The organism is Agromyces litoreus, assembly GCF_040496015.1.
Taxonomy (GTDB): Bacteria; Actinomycetota; Actinomycetes; order Actinomycetales; family Microbacteriaceae; genus Agromyces; species Agromyces litoreus.
Genome location: NZ_JBEPKA010000008.1, coordinates 24,055 through 40,506 on the forward strand (window position 1 = coordinate 24,055; position 16,452 = coordinate 40,506).

Annotated in this window: 15 protein-coding genes and 1 tRNA gene; 5 read left to right on the forward strand and 11 right to left on the reverse strand. The window is 73.0% G+C overall.

Annotated features, from left to right (window positions below; translation table 11 throughout):
• Positions 1–4 precede the first annotated feature (4 nt).
• Complete coding sequence (gene glsA, locus ABME01_RS07815; protein ID WP_353827821.1) at positions 5–1,243, reverse strand: glutaminase A; 1,239 nt, start codon at positions 1,241–1,243, stop codon at positions 5–7.
• A complete protein-coding gene (locus tag ABME01_RS07820; protein WP_353827822.1) occupies positions 1,240–1,605 on the reverse strand; it encodes an iron chaperone in 366 nt (121 codons plus the stop codon). The genes glsA and ABME01_RS07820 overlap by 4 nt, the downstream gene beginning before the upstream one ends.
• Positions 1,606–1,708: 103 nt before the next feature.
• Here ABME01_RS07820 and ABME01_RS07825 point away from each other — a divergent pair, with 103 nt between their 5' ends.
• Positions 1,709–1,978 carry an acylphosphatase gene (locus ABME01_RS07825; protein ID WP_353827823.1) on the forward strand — a complete coding sequence of 90 codons (270 nt, stop codon included), beginning with the start codon at positions 1,709–1,711 and terminating at the stop codon, positions 1,976–1,978.
• 427 nt (positions 1,979–2,405) lie between these two features.
• Here ABME01_RS07825 and ABME01_RS07830 read toward each other — a convergent pair whose 3' ends face one another.
• The 8 genes from ABME01_RS07830 to ABME01_RS07865 all read right to left on the reverse strand — a co-directional run bounded on the left by ABME01_RS07830 (position 2,406) and on the right by ABME01_RS07865 (position 10,062).
• Complete coding sequence (locus ABME01_RS07830) at positions 2,406–4,034, reverse strand: LuxR C-terminal-related transcriptional regulator (protein ID WP_353827824.1); 1,629 nt, start codon at positions 4,032–4,034, stop codon at positions 2,406–2,408.
• An 88-nt stretch (positions 4,035–4,122) separates the two neighbouring features.
• Positions 4,123–5,313, reverse strand: coding sequence for a flavin-containing monooxygenase (locus ABME01_RS07835; protein WP_353827825.1), 1,191 nt, complete (start codon positions 5,311–5,313; stop codon positions 4,123–4,125).
• Positions 5,314–5,498: 185 nt separating this feature from the next.
• On the reverse strand, positions 5,499–7,118 hold the full coding sequence (locus ABME01_RS07840; protein ID WP_353827826.1) for a LuxR C-terminal-related transcriptional regulator: 1,620 nt from the start codon (positions 7,116–7,118) through the stop codon (positions 5,499–5,501).
• Positions 7,119–7,274: 156 nt separating this feature from the next.
• Positions 7,275–7,964, reverse strand: a complete 690-nt coding sequence (gene rplA, locus ABME01_RS07845; protein ID WP_353827827.1) for a 50S ribosomal protein L1 — start codon at positions 7,962–7,964, stop codon at positions 7,275–7,277.
• Positions 7,965–8,095: 131 nt separating this feature from the next.
• Complete coding sequence (gene rplK / locus ABME01_RS07850) at positions 8,096–8,524, reverse strand: 50S ribosomal protein L11 (protein ID WP_353827828.1); 429 nt, start codon at positions 8,522–8,524, stop codon at positions 8,096–8,098.
• A 152-nt stretch (positions 8,525–8,676) separates the two neighbouring features.
• Positions 8,677–9,606 carry a transcription termination/antitermination protein NusG gene (gene nusG / locus ABME01_RS07855; RefSeq protein ID WP_353827829.1) on the reverse strand — a complete coding sequence of 310 codons (930 nt, stop codon included), beginning with the start codon at positions 9,604–9,606 and terminating at the stop codon, positions 8,677–8,679.
• A gap of 66 nt (positions 9,607–9,672) precedes the next feature.
• Positions 9,673–9,948: a preprotein translocase subunit SecE gene (gene secE, locus ABME01_RS07860; protein ID WP_353827830.1), complete on the reverse strand. Its 276-nt coding sequence runs from the start codon at positions 9,946–9,948 to the stop codon at positions 9,673–9,675.
• Positions 9,949–9,989: 41 nt separating this feature from the next.
• Positions 9,990–10,062 (reverse strand) — tRNA-Trp (locus tag ABME01_RS07865).
• Positions 10,063–10,509: 447 nt separating this feature from the next.
• Between ABME01_RS07865 and ABME01_RS07870 the strand changes: the two genes are divergently transcribed.
• Positions 10,510–11,727 (forward strand): pyridoxal phosphate-dependent aminotransferase, encoded by a 1,218-nt coding sequence (locus ABME01_RS07870; protein WP_353827831.1) that lies wholly within the window; start codon positions 10,510–10,512, stop codon positions 11,725–11,727.
• 11 nt (positions 11,728–11,738) lie between these two features.
• Complete coding sequence (locus tag ABME01_RS07875; protein ID WP_353827832.1) at positions 11,739–13,250, forward strand: deoxyguanosinetriphosphate triphosphohydrolase family protein; 1,512 nt, start codon at positions 11,739–11,741, stop codon at positions 13,248–13,250.
• Positions 13,251–13,328: 78 nt separating this feature from the next.
• Here ABME01_RS07875 and ABME01_RS07880 read toward each other — a convergent pair whose 3' ends face one another.
• Entirely contained in the window at positions 13,329–14,237 is a 909-nt protein-coding gene (locus ABME01_RS07880) for a LysR family transcriptional regulator ArgP (protein WP_353827833.1), read from the reverse strand.
• A 70-nt stretch (positions 14,238–14,307) separates the two neighbouring features.
• On the opposite strand from ABME01_RS07880, the gene ABME01_RS07885 reads away from it, so the two are divergent.
• A complete protein-coding gene (locus ABME01_RS07885; protein WP_353827834.1) occupies positions 14,308–15,078 on the forward strand; it encodes a LysE/ArgO family amino acid transporter in 771 nt (256 codons plus the stop codon).
• A 296-nt stretch (positions 15,079–15,374) separates the two neighbouring features.
• Positions 15,375–16,379, forward strand: a complete 1,005-nt coding sequence (locus ABME01_RS07890) for an isopenicillin N synthase family dioxygenase (RefSeq protein ID WP_353827835.1) — start codon at positions 15,375–15,377, stop codon at positions 16,377–16,379.
• The last annotated feature ends 73 nt before the right edge of the window (positions 16,380–16,452 follow it).

The window sequence follows — 16,452 nt, forward strand, 5'->3', positions numbered from 1 at the left end:
CGCGTCAGTCGAGGAGCCCCGGCGAGGCCCGGACGTAGTCGATCGCGAGCCCGGCCTCACGCGCCGCCGCGGTCGTCTCGCGCAGCACCTGCCTCGTGATGCCCGAGACCGCCGTGACGTCCTCGAAGTCGAAGCGGACGGTCGTCGCCCCGGTGTGCTCGATCGCCCGGCCGGCATCGTGCACGAGCTGCTCCGCGGCGTCGAAGTCCAGTTCCCCCCGCAGGTGCAGCGTCACGGTCGCCGAGGCCGCGTCCACCGCGATCTCGGCCACGGGCGACACCGGCTCGACGGCGTGATCGAACAGGTGCAACCCGAAGCGCTCGGACAGCTCCTCGAGCATCGCGACCCCGCGGACGCTGTTGCCCGCCTCGTCGAGCGGCGGTGCGAAGACTCCCACCCCGAAGTCGCCGGGCCGGACGGCGACGATCCCGCCGCCGACCCCGGACTTCGCCGGCATCCCCACCCGGAACGCCCAGGCCCCCGACCGGTCGTACATGCCGCACGTGGCCATGACCGAGAGCGCGTCCCGGGCCGCGCGCTCGCCGACCACCCGCTCGCGGGTCAGCGGATGCACGCCATGGTTCGCCAGGGTCGCCGCCATGAGTGCGAGGTCGCGCGTGGTCACCCGGAGCGCGCACTGCCTGAAGTACGCGTCGGTCGCGGCGTCCACGTCCTCGGTCGCCAGCGTGCCCGCGGCGAGCGCGAGGCCCGCGAGTGCGCGATTGCGATGGCCGGTCGCGGCCTCCGAGCGGTAGACCTCCTCGTCGAGGTCGAGTTCGCGGCCCGCGAAGCGCGACAGCGCCTCCTGCACGCGGGCGAACCGCGCGACCGCGTCCGGCGCCTCGACGAGCGAGGTCGTCACGATCGCGCCCGCGTTGATGAACGGGTTCTCCGGACGCCCTCGCTCGTCGAGGCTGATCGCGTTGAACGGTTCGCCGCTCGGCTCGACCCCCACGTGCCGGTGCACGGCATCGGCCCCGAGCTCGTCGTTGACGAACGCGTACACGAACGGCTTGGACACCGACTGGATGGTGAACTCGACCTCGGTCGCACCGGCGCCGTACGTGCGCCCGAGGACGCTCGCGAGGGAGACGCCGAAGGCCTCGGGGTCGGCGTCGGCGAGCTCCGGGATGTAGTCGGCGACGCGCCCGCCCGACTCGCGCCCGGCGACGCGGTCGAGCGTCTCGCGCAGCGCGCGGTCCACCGCCGCGCCGAGCAGCCGTGGCCGGTCCTCGGGGCTCATCCGCGGCGGCGGCCCGAGGCCGCGTCGATCTCGTCGCGCCGGAGCACCACGATGCGCCGGACGGTCTCGCCGGGCAGCGGTCGCTCCGCGGAGAGGCGGATGGCGCCCTTCGACCGCTCGAACCCGTCGAGGGCGTCGGCCACGGCGTCGATGACCGCCGGACTGAAGGGGTAGAGGCCGACGTGGGTCCTCGCCTGCACGACGGCCAGCAGCGGCCGGTCCCGGTAGCGCAGGGCGGGCATGCCGTACGAGACGCCCTCCTCCGCCTCCGGCACGGCATCGCGCGCCGTGCGGACGATCCCGGCGATGACGGACCTCGTCGGCTCGTCCAGGCCTTCGACGTAGTCGGCTACCTCCCCCATGGGCACATGCTACGGCGAGCGGCGCCCGGACGCGCGGGGCGCGCCTCAGGCATCCGTGCGGAGCGGCATGACCGGGGCTACCCTCGGTCCGAAGGGGGTCAGGATGATCCGGCAGCGCGTTGTCGTCCACGGCCGCGTCCAGGCGGTCGGCTTCCGGTTCAGCGCGCGCGTCGAGGCCCAGCGCCTGGGGGTGTCGGGCTGGGTGCGCAACCGCAACGACGGGGCCGTCGAGGCGGAGATCGAGGGCGAGCCGGCCGCGGTCGACGCGATGCTCGGATGGCTCGACGAGGGGCCGCCGGGGGCCGACGTGACCTCGCTCAGCACCGCCGACCTCGAGCCCACCGGCGAGCGCGGCTTCCGAGTCGTGGCCTGAGCCTCCGACGCCCTCCCGTCGCCGCTCCTGCGCACCACCGATGCCGCGATCCGCGCCGGAGCGGGACGCCGCCGCGCCCGCACGCAGAGCACGAGCATGATCGCGGAGGCGATCAGGTAGAAGCTGTGCAGCATCCAGATCGGCCCGAACGGAAGGCTGAAGACGTAGAGCGAGTAGACGACGTTCGCCGCGTTGATCATGCCGATGCTGCCGAGGCTGTAGGACCCGACGTCATGGGTGCGCAGCGCCTTGCCCACCATCGGCAGGTTGCTGATCGCGAACACCACTGCCGCGATCATGCCTGCCATCATCGGTACGTCCATGTTCGCGACGCTACGCGCGGGGGTCCGCGGGCCGCGTCGGGAGAAGCACGCAACTTCATCGGGCCGGCGGATGGGTGGTTCTACCCAGTCGACCGGGCCGGCGCTCAGACCAGTCCGTGCTCGAACGCGTAGGCGGTCGCGGCGGCGCGGCTGCCGAGGTCGAGCTTGGTGAAGATGTTGCTGAGGTGGCGGGCGACGGTCTTCTCGCTGAGGTGGAGCTCGGCGGCGATCTCGCGGTTCGTGATGCCCCGGGTGACGAGCCGGAGCACCTCGACCTCGCGCTCCGTCAGCGGCAGGTCGCTACGCGTCCCGCCGCGCTCCCGCGCGAGGTCCGCGAGCGCGGGCGTGGCCCCGAGCTCGGAGAACGCCGCCGCGGCGAGGTCGAGCTCGAGTTCCGCGGCCTCGTCCTCGTCGAGCGCGCGCCGGGCGCGCGCCATCAGCACGCGGCAGCGCGCGACCTCGTACGGGGCGCCGACCTCGCTCCACGCCTCGCGGGCCTCGCGCAGCCGGCCGAACGCGTCGGCCGGCCGGTCCTCCGCCAGCAGGATCTCCCCGTCGGCGTACGCGACGATGGCGTGGAGCATGACGGAGTCGTTGATCCGCCGCATCGCGTCGAGGTCCGACGCCGCAGCGCGCGCGGCCTCGAGGTTCCCGCCGGCGACCTCGATCGTGACGAGGGCGGGCAGGAGGTGGCACCGCGTGGCGGCGTCGGCGGTCTCGGCGCTGCGGCGGAGGAGGGTGCCCGCCAGCTCGACCCGGCCCTGCGCGAGTCGCAGGAGCGCCAGCCCGGGCTGCGGGTCCCATCCGGATTCGGCGGCGCGCACGTACCGCGCCTCGGCGTCCTCGAACGCCCCCTGCAGCCGCAGCACCTCGGCCTGCTGGTAGTGCGCCCCGAATGCGGCCCCGTAGTCGCCGGCGTCGAGCCGCTGCTCGGCCAGCCGGGCGGCCGCCATGGCGTCGTGCCACGCTCCGTGCAGGCGGAACAGCTCGGCACGATGCGCCTGGCACTGCCCGCTGAACGCGATGAGCGATCCCTGCGCGCGGCACCACCGGTCGAGCGCCCGCGTCCATTCGACGGCACGCGCGAGCTCGAAGGTCAGGTGGCAGTAGCCGATGACCGCGCAGTAGACGATCCCCGACGGGATCGGACCGACCTCGCCCGCCGTGACCGTGACGAGGACCTCGTCGAAGAGCCGGATGCCCCGCGACGAGTCGCCCTGCATGATCGCCGCCTGTCCACTCCCGAGCAGTCCGAACGCCGCCGCGTCGGCGTCGCGCTCGCGCTCGGCGATCTCCGTCGCGGACGCGAAGAGCTCGGCCGCGTGCGCGCCGCGGCCGGCGTACAGCGCTCCGAGCCCCTCGGGGATCATCGCGAACGCGGCGACGGATCCCGGCTCCTCGAGCCCCTCGATGAGCCGCTGCGCGCGCGCCAGCCATCCCATCCCCTGGGCCGGATTGCCCGAGGTGATGGCCTGGAGGCTCGCCCAGACCGCGCTCCGGGCGGCCAGGTCGGGCCGGCCCGCGGCCAGGTGCGCCTCGTGCGCACGGACGCGGAGCGCGAGCGACCGGTCGGTGTGCCCGACGAGGTCGGCGGCCGTGGAGAACCGATCGAGGTCCTCGCCGGGGAGCGATGCATCGGCGTCGCCCGCCGAGTCGTACGCGGAGACGGCATCGCCCCATCGGCGTGCCGCATACGCGGCGCGCGCCCGCTCGAGACTCGTGGTGACGACCATGGCTGTCGGACCCGGAGCGACGGCCTCCGCCGACGCTCCCCGTCCCCCTGCGCGAACGGTACCGCGGCGCCAGGAGCCCGGCAAGGCCTCACCCGGCGACGGCGGCGGGAGCGGCGCCGGTCGCGCGATCGGACGCGGACCGTCGTGCGCCGTCCACCCGCTCCGCGACCAGGTGCCGTGCGATCCAGCGCGCGTCCCTCGCGATCCCCGGAAGGGTGCCCGAGGACTCCGCGTGCAGCAGGTGCTGCCCGATGAGGTACACGCCCGGTGCCGTCTCGACCACGCCGCGCACGTTGGGCGGGCGCACCCCGCCCTCGAACCCGGGCAGGCCGACCCACGAGTAGTCCTCGCGGTAGCCCGTGCACCACACCACGCTCGCCACCTCGGCGACCGAGTCGCCGACCACCGGGAGTCCGTCGCGGACGCCCGTGGTCCGGGGCACCATCCGCACGCCGGCGGCCGCGAGGTCGCGCCGCCGCACCCGGATGAGCAGTTCCGCCCGTCCCTCCATCTTCGAGATGATCCGCCGCCCGACGGGCCAGCCGCGGGTGATCACGTGGGTCATGATCAGGCGCACCACCGGGAAGGCGAAGCGCGCGCCCGTCCGACCGTGCCGGAACGGCAGTTCGCCGCTCGGGGCGCCGGAGATCCACGTCTCATGCGTCCGCGACAGCTCGAGCGCGATCTCGCTCGCGGAGTTGCCGAATCCGACCACGAGCACCCGACCGGGCGGGAGCTGCGACGGCCCGCGGTAGTCGTCCGAGTGCACGCTCACGATCCCGTCGGCGAGGTCGGCGGCGAACCCGGGTCGCCGCGCGACCTGGAACGGTCCGGTCGCGATGACGACGTGGTCGGCGGTGAAGCGACGGCCGTCCTCGGCGGAGACGACGTACCGCCGTCCTCCCGCCTCGAGTCGCGCCACCCGGGTCCGCGGCCGGACGGGGATGCCCTCCGCCTCGGCGTACTCCTCCAGGTAGTCGGCGAACTCGTCCTTCGTCACGAACGCGAACGGGTCGGAGCCGAGCCGGCGGCCCGGCAGCGCGTACTTCGCCGGCGTGTTCAGCCGGAGCGAGTCCCAGCGTCGCCGCCAGGCGTCGCCGACGCGCGCGTGTGCGTCCAGCACGAGGACGTCCCGATCGCGCCGGACGAGCTCGCGTCCGATGGTCAAGCCGGCCTGGCCGCCGCCCACGACGATCGTGTCGTGCGGCTCGATCCCGCGATCGGCGAACTCGACCGTCCTCGTCTCCGCGATGCCGCGCGGGGTGCGTGCGTCGTCCATGATGTCCCTCCCCCGATTCCGGGATCCGCCACGAGGCCGGACCCTCGGGCATCACGCTAGGCATCCGTCCCCGCGCCCGCGTCGGCCGGTTCACCCAATCCCCGCGGAGTCCGCATGGGTCGAACTGCGCATCGACCAGCGCCCGCGCGGGCGCGGGATCGCGGGCGGTCCCGGACCCGAAGCCCTCAGACGAGCCCGTGCTCGTACGCGTACGCGGTCGCAGCGGACCGGGACGAGAGGCCGAGCTTCGCGAAGATGTTGCTCACGTGCCGGTCGACGGTCCGCTCGCTGAGCGTGAGCCGTTCCGCGATCCCCCGGTTGGTCAGCCCGGTGGAGACGAGGCGGAGCACCTCGACCTCCCGCGGGCTGAGGTCGCGGACCTGGCGTTCGCCCATCCGGTCCTCGACCTCGGCGACCGCCGGCTCGGCGCCCAGGGCGAGGAACGTCTCGCGAGCGTCCCGGTACCCGGCGTCGGCCGCCTCGCGGTCACCGAGGACACCGTGCGCGCGCGCCTCGAGCAGCCGCGCCTGCGCCCGCTCGTACGGCGCTCCGACGGCGAGGAGGACCTCCGCGGCGCGCCCGGCCTCCTCGAGCGCCCCTCGCGCGTCCCCGGCGGCGAAGCGGACCCGGGCCGCGGCCAGGGCGACGATCCCGCCGAAGAGCGGCGTCGGCAGCGCCTCCTGCGATTCCCGGAGCTCCTCGAGCGCCCGTCCGGCGGCATCGAGGTCGTGTGCGGCGACCTCGATCTCGACCGCCGCGGGCAGCATCTGCCGTCGGGTGAACGGGTCGAGTCCCGCGAGGATGCGACGCATCGAGGCCTGCGCCTGCGCCGTCCGGCCCATGGCCAGCTCGACCAGCGCCATGCCCGGCTCGGGCTCCCAGCCGGACTCCCCGGCGAGGCGGTAGGCGTCGGCGGCCGCGTGCAACGACCCTCGGAGGCGCAGCAGCTCGCCCGTGGCGTACGGCGCGCCGTGGACCGCCCGGAAGTCTCCCGCGCGGAACCTCGCCATGGCCGCCTCGGCCGACCCCGCGGCGGCGTCCCAGTCTCCGCGGGTCAGCTTCACCCGCGCCTGCAGGGCGTGTCGCTGCCCGCTGAACGCGACCAGCGAGGGCTGGGCCCGGCACCACCGGTCCAGGAGGTCGGTCCACGCGGTGGCCCGATCGAGGTCTCCCGCGACGATCGCATCCGTGATGATCCCGCACAGGACGTCCCCCGTCTGGAAGGGATCGAGTCCGCCGGCCTCGATCACCAGGATCGCGCGGTCGTGGACCTCGAACGCCTCGGCGACCTCGCCGAGCGAGATGAGCGCCTTCGCGAGCACGAGCGAGGCGATCACGAAGAGATCACCGTCGCCGTGGCGCTCGGCGACCCCGCGGATCTCCTCCGCGTTGCGCCGGGCCTCCCCCGATTCCCCGCTGCTCAGCTGCACAGCGGCGGGGACCAGTCGAACCGTCGCGGTCACGAGCGGGTCGTCCAGCGGGTCGGCGACCCGCATCGCACGGGAGGACCACACGAGCGCGGAGGTCGCGTCGCCGAACTCCCCGTGCGCCGTGGCCAGCCAGCACGCCCACCTCGCCGCGGCCGCCGGATCCGACTCGGAGAGATGCGCGGCGTACGCGCGCGCGCCGACCTCGAAGCCGGAGGTCGAGCGGCCGCGGAGGATCGACGCGGTCGCGAGGAGCTCCAGGTCGGATGCCCCGAGCGCGCCGTCGGCGTCGGCTCGGGCGAGGTGCTCCACCGCGTCGGCCCAGCGCAGGTCGCGGGCGGCGGTCCGCCCGGCCTCGAGGGCGCTCGGCGAGGTCATCGTCCTCCTCCGCGTCCGGCGACGGACGTCGTCGGGTCCGGCGCTCCCGTCGAGGCACAAGCTAGCGTCGCGCTCGCGACGGCCGCAAGCAGCTCCCGCACGACGACGAGGGGCCCGCCGGCGAACCGGCGGGCCCCTCGCGACGAGTCAGGCGACTCAGATGGCGTTGACGTCCAGCGGGATGCCGGGGCCGAACGTGGTCGACACGGCGCCCTTCTGGATGTAGCGGCCCTTGGCGCTCGACGGCTTGAGGCGCACGATCTCCTCGAGCGCGGTCGAGATGTTCTCGTCGAGCTGCTCCTGCGTGAACGAGGACTTGCCGACGACGAAGTGCACGTTGGCGTGCTTGTCGACGCGGAACTCGATCTTTCCGCCCTTGATCTCCTCGACGGCCTTGGCCGGGTTCGGGGTCACGGTGCCGGTCTTCGGGTTCGGCATGAGGCCGCGCGGTCCGAGGACCTTGCCGAGACGGCCGACCTGGCCCATGAGCTCGGGCGTGGCGACGGCGGCGTCGAAGGCGGTGTAGCCGTCGGCGACCTTCTGGATGAGCTCGGCGCCGCCGACCTCGTCCGCACCCGCGGCGGTCGCGGCCTCGGCGGCCGCGCCGGTCGCGAAGACGATGACGCGCGCGGTCTTGCCGGTGCCGTGCGGGAGGATGACGGTGCCGCGCACCATCTGGTCGGCCTTGCGGGGGTCGACGCCGAGCTTGAGGGCGACCTCGACGGTCGAGTCGAACTTCGCCGAGCCGGTCTCGCGGGCGATCGCGACCGCGTCGCTCGGGGTGTAGTACTTGCCGGCCTCGATCTTCTCGGCCGCGGCCCGGTAGGCCTTGGACTTCTGTGCCATGTTGGTTCTCCTCGCGAGAGTGTGGTCATCGCGCCTGGCGGGCGCTGCCACGGATGAGAGTTCTGGTGAACGGATGCCGCGCGGCATCCGACGCGGACCGTCGAGCGTGCGCCGTGGTCCGCGGGAAGGCCTTATTCGACCGTGATGCCCATCGAGCGAGCGGTGCCCGCGATGATCTTCGAGGCGGCGTCGAGGTCGTTGGCGTTGAGGTCGGCCATCTTCGTCTCGGCGATCTCGCGGACCTGGTCCGGCGTGATCTTGCCGACCTTGGTGGTGTGCGGGACGCCCGAGCCCTTGGCGACGCCGGCGGCCTTCTTGATCAGCTCGGCGGCGGGCGGGGTCTTGAGGATGAAGGTGAAGCTGCGGTCCTCGTAGACGGTGATCTCGACGGGGATCACGTTGCCGCGCTGGGCCTCGGTCGCCGCGTTGTACGCCTTGCAGAACTCCATGATGTTCACGCCGTGCTGACCCAGGGCCGGGCCGATCGGCGGGGCCGGGTTGGCGGCGCCGGCCTTGATCTGAAGCTTGATCAGACCAGTGACCTTCTTCTTCGGTGCCATGATTTCTCTCTTCCTGTTCGAACGCCCGGCCTGGACCGGGGCACTCTCCCGCAACCCGGACGGCCCGGGGAGCGGTGGTCTGTGTACTGGTGGTGACGCAGCACAACCCTCCGATGATACCGGAGGGTTGCTGCGCCGGGGCTGTGAGCCCCTTAGAGCTTGGTGACCTGGTCGAAGCTGAGCTCGACCGGGGTCTCGCGCTCGAAGAGCGAGACGAGCACCGTGAGCTTGCCGCTCTCGGGCTTGATCTCGTTGATCGTGCCGGGCAGGCCCGCGAACGAGCCGTCCTTGATCGTGATGGTCTCGCCGATCTCGAAGTCGACCTCGGCGGGGACCTGGCGTGCGGCTCCGCCGCCGGCGGCGCCCTTCGAGCCCTTGGCCGGGGCGACGTCCTTCAGCTCGACGAGGGGCTTCAGCATGTTGAAGGCCTCCTCGAACCGCAGCGGGGTCGGGTTGTGGGCGTTGCCCACGAAGCCGGTGACGCCCGGGGTGTGGCGGATGACCGACCAGCTCTCCTCGTTGAGGTCCATGCGGACGAGCACGTAGCCGGGCACGCGCACTCGCGTGACCATCTTGCGCTGGCCGTTCTTGATCTCGACGACGTCCTCCATCGGGACCTCCACCTGGTGGATGAACTCCGCCATGGCCATGGTCTCGCGGCGCTGCTCGACGTTCGCCTTCACGCGGCGCTCGAAGCCCGCGTAGGAGTGGACGACGTACCACTTGCCCGGGAGGAACCGGAGCTCGTTGCGGAACGACTCGTACGGGTCGGCCTCCTCCTCGGCCTCCTCGTCGGTCACCGCGTCCCAGGCGGCGTCCGCCTCGTCCTTGGAGTCGACCTCGAGGGCGTCGTCCACGACGGCGTCGGCCTCGGGGTCGGCCGCATCGGCGATCGCGTCGAGGACGGCGTCGAGGTCGACGTCGTTGCCCTCATCGTCGACGACGTGCACCGCGCGGTGCTCGGCGGGCTCGACGGAGTGCTCGTCGCGCTCGAGCGAGTTGCCCTCCTGCGCCTCGTCGTCCTCGGAGGACTGCTCGGCGGCGGTCGCCCAGTCCACGTCCTGGCGCTCGTTCTTCGACACTTCCTCAATCCTTCTTTCTGCCGTGCCGCGCGGAATCCGGCGACAGGTGTCGGGCCGACGGCCCGATCAGACCCCCGGCTGTCCGAAGACGTACAGGACCAGCCATCCGAAGAGCTGGTCGAGGCCCCAGACGATGGCCATCATGATCGCGACGAAGACCAGCACCACGCCCGTGAAGTTGAACAGCTCGCGACGGGTGGGGGTGACGACCTTCTTCAGCTCGCCGATGACCTGTCGGATGAACAGGGCGATCCGGGCGAAGGGGTTGCGCCGCGCCGCGCTCTCGCGCTTGGCATTGGCGACGACATCCTCGCTGGGTTCGTCGAGTACTTTCCGGGCCACCTCGTACACCTTTCATGGGCCGGCCCTCGCCGGCCGGCTCGCAGGGCGGACAGGACTCGAACCTGCAACCTGCGGTTTTGGAGACCGCTGCTCTACCAATTGAGCCACCGCCCTAAGCGATCCGGTTTCGGATCACTCGGGGTCGAAACCGTCTCGATCCCCCTCTGCGACGGGCAGGTGACCCGCGTCGAGGGCGCGTTCGATCTTCGACGGCTTCAACAACCTCACCAAGTGTATGCGACTCGGAAGGGTGCTCCAAACCGCCGGCCGACGGCGACCGTTCCGCACCGCACCGACTGGCCCGTCGTCGTGGGACGAACGGCCCGCCCGGCGGCGCTCGCGCCCCCGTATCGTGAGGGACGAGCAAGGATTCGGAGTCGCATCGACGACTTCGGAGGAACGCGCCTGTGGGGGCAGGCGCCGGACGCCGCGGCTCGGGGGAACGAATGCCGCGGCGTCCCTTCCGCCCCCGACCATCACCGGACGACGCGTCCGGACCCGCGTCCACCGCCGTGCACTCCCACCCTGACGGCGGCGAGGCCCGCGCCGTAGGCTGGGCTCGTGACCGATCAGCGCCGTCTCTCCGCCCGCATCTCCGCCATCGCCGAGTCCGCGACCCTCAAGGTCGATGCGAAGGCCAAGTCGCTCCAGGCCGAGGGCAGGCCGGTCATCTCGTACGCCGCCGGCGAACCCGACTTCCCGACGCCCGAGCACATCGTCGAGGCTGCGCTCGAGGCCGTCCGCGACCCCCGCAACCACCGGTACACCCCGGCGGCCGGCCTGCCCGACCTTCGCGAGGCGATCGCGGCGAAGACGCGGCGCGACTCGGGGCTCGAGGTCGACGCGAAGCAGGTCGTCGTGACCAACGGCGGCAAGCAGGGCGTCTACCAGGCGTTCCAGGTGCTCCTCGACGACGGCGACGAGGTGCTCGTGCCCACGCCGTATTGGACCACCTACCCCGAGGCGATCAAGCTCGCGGGCGGCCGCCAGGTCGATGTCTTCGCGGGATCCGAGCAGGGCTACCTCGTCACGGTCGACCAGCTCGAGGCCGCGCGCACCGAGCGCACGCGCGCCCTGCTGTTCGTCTCGCCGTCCAACCCGACCGGCGCCGTCTACCCGCCCGACCAGGTGAGGGCGATCGGCGAATGGGCCCTCGAGCACGGCATCTGGGTGATCACCGACGAGATCTACCAGAACCTCACCTACGCCGACGACCCCGAGGCCGCGCCGCCGCGCGCGCTGTCGATCGTCGAGGCCGTGCCCGAGCTCGCCGAGCGCACCATCCTCGTCAACGGCGTGGCGAAGACCTACGCGATGACCGGATGGCGACTCGGCTGGATGGTCGGGCCCGCCGACGTCATGAAGGGCGCGGCGAACCTGCAGTCCCACCTCACCTCCAACGTCTCGAACATCTCGCAGCGCGCCGCGATCGCGGCGCTCACCGGCCCCCAGGAGCCGGTGGAGCAGATGCGGCGCGCCTTCGACCGCCGGCGGCGGACGATCGTCGCGGAGCTGTCGAAGATCGAGGGGATGTCGGTGCCGGTGCCGCAGGGCGCCTTCTACGTCTACCCGGACGTCTCGGGCCTGCTCGGCCGCGAGTGGGAGGGCTCGACGCCCGCCACGTCGCTCGAGCTGGCCGACCTCATGCTCGAGCACGCCGAGGTCGCGGCGGTGCCGGGCGAGGCGTTCGGCCCGAGCGGCTTCCTGCGCTTCAGCTACGCGCTCGGCGACGCCCCGCTGCTCGAGGGCGTGCAGCGGCTCCAGCGGCTGTTCGGCTGACGGACCGGCGCATGGGTCGCGCGTCGCGCCAGGCGGACGAGCCGCGCAGCAGCGCGGACGTCGTCGGCGAGCACTCGCAGTTCCGGCTCGACCTCGAGCGCGTGCGGTTCTCCCCGTACTTCTCGCGGCTGTCGGCGGTGACGCAGGTGATCGGGCAGCCCGGCGCCGGGCCGCTCATCCACAACCGCCTCACGCATTCGATCAAGGTGACGGCGGTCGCGCGCGCGATCGCGGTCAAGCTGACGGATGCCACGGCACCCACGCACGGGTTCGCCGTCGGGCTCGGGTGCGACGCGGTGGTCGTGCAGGCGGCGGCGAGCGCCCACGACCTCGGGCACCCGCCGTTCGGGCACCTCGGCGAGCGCGTGCTGGACCGGATCGCGCGAGACTCGCTGGGCCTCCCCGACGGCTTCGAGGGCAACGCGCAGACCTACCGGATCCTCAGCTCGCTCGACGTCAGCCAGGTGGCCCCGCGCGGCCTGAACCTCACGGCCGCGGTCCGCACCGCCGTCGCGAAGTACCCGTGGACTCGGCACCTCGACGTCGACGCGCTCGGCGACGGGCCGCTCCCGCGCGGGCTGCGCCGAACGCCGCACGGGGTCGACGTCCTGAAGTTCTCGGCCTACGGCATCGACGCCGTCGACCTCGAGGAGGCGCGCGACGGCCTTCCGCCGCTGCGGCAGTCGCTCGAGTGCTCGATCATGGACATCGCCGACGACATCGCGTACTCGATCCACGACGTCGACGACTTCCACCGAGCGGGTCTGCTCGGCCAGGGCGCCGTCGCCCGCGAGTTCCGCGGCTGGATCGACACGAGCACCGAGCTCCGGCGCCTCGACGACGACGAACTGCGGAGCCGGTCGGCACCCGCCGGGGCGGCCCTCGAGGGACTTCGGCGCAAGCTCAACGCGAGCGACCCGTGGATCGCCGACGACGACGTCTTCCACGATGCGGTCGGCGTGGTGGCCGACGACCTCGTCGACGGGCTGCTGGCCACGCCCTTCGACGGATCTATCGCGGCCGAGCGCGCGCTGTCGTCGTTCACGAACCGCTGGATCGACCACCTGCAGTCCTCCGTCGTGCCCTCGCCGGAGGGCGTGGTGCGGGCGGGGCCGGTCACCCTGGACCGCCGCGCCTGGCACGAGGTCGAGATCCTGAAGTTCGTGCACCGGCACTTCATCCTCGACCGGTCCGACATCGTCATGTACCAGCGCGGGCTCAGCCGCGTCCTGACCCGTGCGGTCAAGGGACTCATGGCGTGGATCCACGACGAGGACGACCGCGACCGGGTGCCGCAGCGACTGAAGGAGCTGATCGCGATCGCGACCGACGGGTACGCGGCGCTGCGCGCGACGCGGCCCGCCGACGTGCCGATCCCCGAGGCCGCGGACGTGCACCGGCTCGGGATCGCGCGCGGCGTCGTGGACTACGTCGCGTCGCTGTCGGACGGCCAGGCGTTCGCCGTGTCGGAGGCGATCGACGGCCGACCCGACCGGCTCTGGGACATCGGCCAGAACCTCTGAGGAGGCCGCCCGCGCGGGCGGCCGGGCCCCGCCCGGCCGACACCGGACGACGCGGTCACCCGGCACCGCCTCATCCGGTCACGCGTCGGCGGGCGGGCGCAGGGCGCGCCGCGCCTCGTCGATGAGCCCGTCCGCGATCGCGTCGAGCAGCGGAGAGCCCAGGTTCCACTGCTGCCAGTGCAGCGGCACGTCGATCGGCGGACCGCCGAGCGCGACGAGCCGGCCGTCCGCCAGCTCGTCGTCGCACTGGAACCCGGGCAGCAGCCCCCACCCGAGCCCGAGCTTGACCGCGGTCGCGAAGTCGTTCGAGGCGGGGACGAAGTGCCGGGGCGGCTCCGCGCCGGTCACGCCGATCCGGCGCAGGTACACGCCCTGGAGGTCGTCGCGCCGGTCGAAGTCCACGCGGGGCGCCGGCGCGAGCGCGGCGGCATCCGGCCCGTCCGGACACCAGCGCTCGAGCCATCCCGGCGTCGCCACCGCCGTGTAGCGCATCACGCCGAGCGGCCGCACGAGGCAGCCGGCGACCGGGGTCGCCTGCGAGGTGACCGCGCCCATGACGACGCCCGATTCCAGCAGCCCCGCAGTGAAGTCCTGGTCGTCGCGGTGCAGGTCGAAGACGACGGCGCGACCCTCGGCGACGCGGGCGAGCGCGGGGAGGAACCACGTGGCGAGCGAGTCCGCGTTGACCGCGAGCGGCACCGTCACGGGCCGGGCGGACTCGTCGTCGGAGCGCCCTCCGAAGGCGGCGAGCGCGTCGTGCTCGAGCAGCGCGAGCTGGCGCGCGAGTCGCACCACGGCCGCGCCGGCCTCGGTCGGGCGCACCGGCTTCGAGCGGACGACGAGCACACGGCCCAGGCGCTGCTCGAGCTGCTTGACGCGCTGCGACACGGCCGACGGCGTGACCCGGAGTTCGGCGGCGGCCGCCTCGAAGGTGCCGCCGTCGACGACCGCGGCCAGCGTGCGCGCCAGGTCGAGCGGGATCTGCATGAAGGAATGCTAATGCTCGTGAAGAACCCTGAGCTGGATTTCATGTCGGCCCGCGCCTAGCGTCGGCGCCATGGACCTCACCGCGCTCGCGGCCGGCCTCGGACTCGGCTTCTCGCTCATCGTCGCCATCGGCGCGCAGAACGTGTTCGTGCTCCGCCAGGGCATCCGACGCGAGCACGTCCTCGCGGTCGCGGCGATCTGCACCGCATCCGACGCGGCGCTCATCGCCGCGGGCGTCGGGGGCATGGGCGCGGCGGTGCAGGCCGTGCCGTGGCTCACCGGCGTCGCCCGATGGGCGGGAGCCGCATTCCTGGTCGGGTACGCGCTGCTGGCCGCGCGACGCGCGCTGCGGGGAGGCGAGGACGGGCTGGTCGTCGACGAGGGCGTCGGGGGCGACGGGCGACCCGTCGGGTCCGGGAGCTCGACGCACGCCACGGCGTCCGGTGCACCGCCCGCGGCACCCGCAGGTCGAGGGGCGGACGGGCGGACGGGTGCGACGAGCGTGCGCGAGCGCACCGTCGCCGAGGCCGCATCCGGCCCGACCCGCGGTCGCGGACTCCTCGGCGTGGTGCTCACCTGCCTCGCGCTAACCTGGCTCAACCCGCACGTCTACCTCGACACCGTCTTCCTGCTCGGCTCGATCGGCGCGACCCACGGCAACGCGCGCTGGGTGTTCGCACTCGGCGCGACGATCGCGAGCGCCGCGTGGTTCTTCGGCCTCGCCTACGGCGCGCGCCTCCTCGGCCGGGTGCTCGCGAGTCCCCGCGCCTGGCGGATCCTCGACGGCGTCATCGCCGTCGTCATGCTCGCCATCGCGGCCTCCCTCGTGCTCGGCGCCTGAACCGGGTTGCACCACTCGGTCGCCGCCGTGCTACCGTGTCCGTCATCGTGAGCACCCGCACCTGTCGCTGCTGTCGCCGCTAGGCGGTCGTCTCCCCGACGACCCCAGGGCGCGAATCTCCACGCGCCGCCGACCGCAGCCCAGTGCTCACGCCGCATCCGACGCGTCCGCGTCAGCTCCACGGCATCCGTCCCCGAGGCACTCCCCTCGAACCGGATGACCGGAGCCGACGTCCAGGGATGCCGGGGCCGCATCGTCGGCGCACCACCCTCCGGCACCCTCGAAAGGACCAGCACATGTCCGGCATCCCCGTCCTCGACCTCTCCCTCCTCAACGGCACCCCCGCGCAGCAGGCCGCGTTCCGCGACGACCTCCGACGGGCCACCCACGAGGTCGGCTTCTTCTCGCTCGTCGGGCACGGCGTGCCGGCCGAGCTCATCGACCGCGCCTACGAGGCGGCCCGCGCGTTCTTCGCACTGCCCGAGTCGCACAAGCTCGCCATCGAGAACGTGACGAGCCCGCACTTCCGCGGGTACACGCGCATGGGCGGCGAGCGCACGCTGGGCCGCGTCGACATCCGCGAGCAGATCGACATCGGCGCCGAACGCCCCGCCGTCGCGATGACCGCCGACACCCCCGACTACTGGATGCTCGAGGGGCCGAACCTCTGGCCCGACGCGCTGCCGGAGCTCCGCGAGGTCGCCGAGGAGTGGATCGCCCGCCTCGACGAGGTCGCCACGCGCCTGCTCCGCGCGTGGGCCGAGGCGCTCGGCGCACCGTCCGACACCTTCGACGCCGCGTTCGCGATGCCGTCGCCGCACATGAAGATCGCCCGCTACCCCGGCGTCGCCGCCGAGCAGCCCGCGCAGGGCGTCGGCGCCCACAAGGACCTCGGGGTGCTGACGCTGCTCTCGGTCGAGGAGGGCAAGGCGGGCCTGCAGGTCGAGAAGGACGGCGAGTGGATCGACGTCACGCCTCCCCCTGCGTCGTTCGTCGTCAACATCGGCGAGCTGCTCGAGATCGCCACCGGCGGCTACCTCAAGGCCACGCTGCACCGCGTCGTCTCCCCCGAGCCCGGCACCGAGCGCATCTCGATCCCCTACTTCCACGGGCCGTCGCTCGACGCGACGATCCCGACGATCGACCTCCCGCCGGCGCTCGCCGCGGAGGCGGCCGGCATCACCGACGACCCGGCCAACCCGCTGCACGCGGTCTTCGGCGAGAACTGGCTGAAGAGCCGGCTGCGGGCCCACCCGAACGTCGTCGAGGCCCAGCACCCGCACCTGCTCGTCGGCGCCTGAGCGATCGGACGCCGCGTCCACGTGCCGGAGCGCGGCATCCGACGCCGACCTGTCGAAACCGGCTTCCCCCATT

What these genes read in the sequence shown, in the direction of transcription:
- ABME01_RS07835 (WP_353827825.1), bottom strand. Translation starts at nt 5,313, where the DNA reads ATGGACGACGCACGCACCCCGCGCGGCATCGCGGAGACGAGGACGGTC.
- rplK (WP_353827828.1), bottom strand. Translation starts at nt 8,524, where the DNA reads ATGGCACCGAAGAAGAAGGTCACTGGTCTGATCAAGCTTCAGATCAAG.
- rplA (WP_353827827.1), bottom strand. Translation starts at nt 7,964, where the DNA reads ATGGCACAGAAGTCCAAGGCCTACCGGGCCGCGGCCGAGAAGATCGAG.
- ABME01_RS07825 (WP_353827823.1), top strand. Translation starts at nt 1,709, where the DNA reads ATGATCCGGCAGCGCGTTGTCGTCCACGGCCGCGTCCAGGCGGTCGGC.
- ABME01_RS07885 (WP_353827834.1), top strand. Translation starts at nt 14,308, where the DNA reads ATGGACCTCACCGCGCTCGCGGCCGGCCTCGGACTCGGCTTCTCGCTC.
- ABME01_RS07890 (WP_353827835.1), top strand. Translation starts at nt 15,375, where the DNA reads ATGTCCGGCATCCCCGTCCTCGACCTCTCCCTCCTCAACGGCACCCCC.
- ABME01_RS07875 (WP_353827832.1), top strand. Translation starts at nt 11,739, where the DNA reads ATGGGTCGCGCGTCGCGCCAGGCGGACGAGCCGCGCAGCAGCGCGGAC.
- ABME01_RS07840 (WP_353827826.1), bottom strand. Translation starts at nt 7,118, where the DNA reads ATGACCTCGCCGAGCGCCCTCGAGGCCGGGCGGACCGCCGCCCGCGAC.
- ABME01_RS07830 (WP_353827824.1), bottom strand. Translation starts at nt 4,034, where the DNA reads ATGGTCGTCACCACGAGTCTCGAGCGGGCGCGCGCCGCGTATGCGGCA.
- ABME01_RS07820 (WP_353827822.1), bottom strand. Translation starts at nt 1,605, where the DNA reads ATGGGGGAGGTAGCCGACTACGTCGAAGGCCTGGACGAGCCGACGAGG.
- glsA (WP_353827821.1), bottom strand. Translation starts at nt 1,243, where the DNA reads ATGAGCCCCGAGGACCGGCCACGGCTGCTCGGCGCGGCGGTGGACCGC.
- ABME01_RS07880 (WP_353827833.1), bottom strand. Translation starts at nt 14,237, where the DNA reads ATGCAGATCCCGCTCGACCTGGCGCGCACGCTGGCCGCGGTCGTCGAC.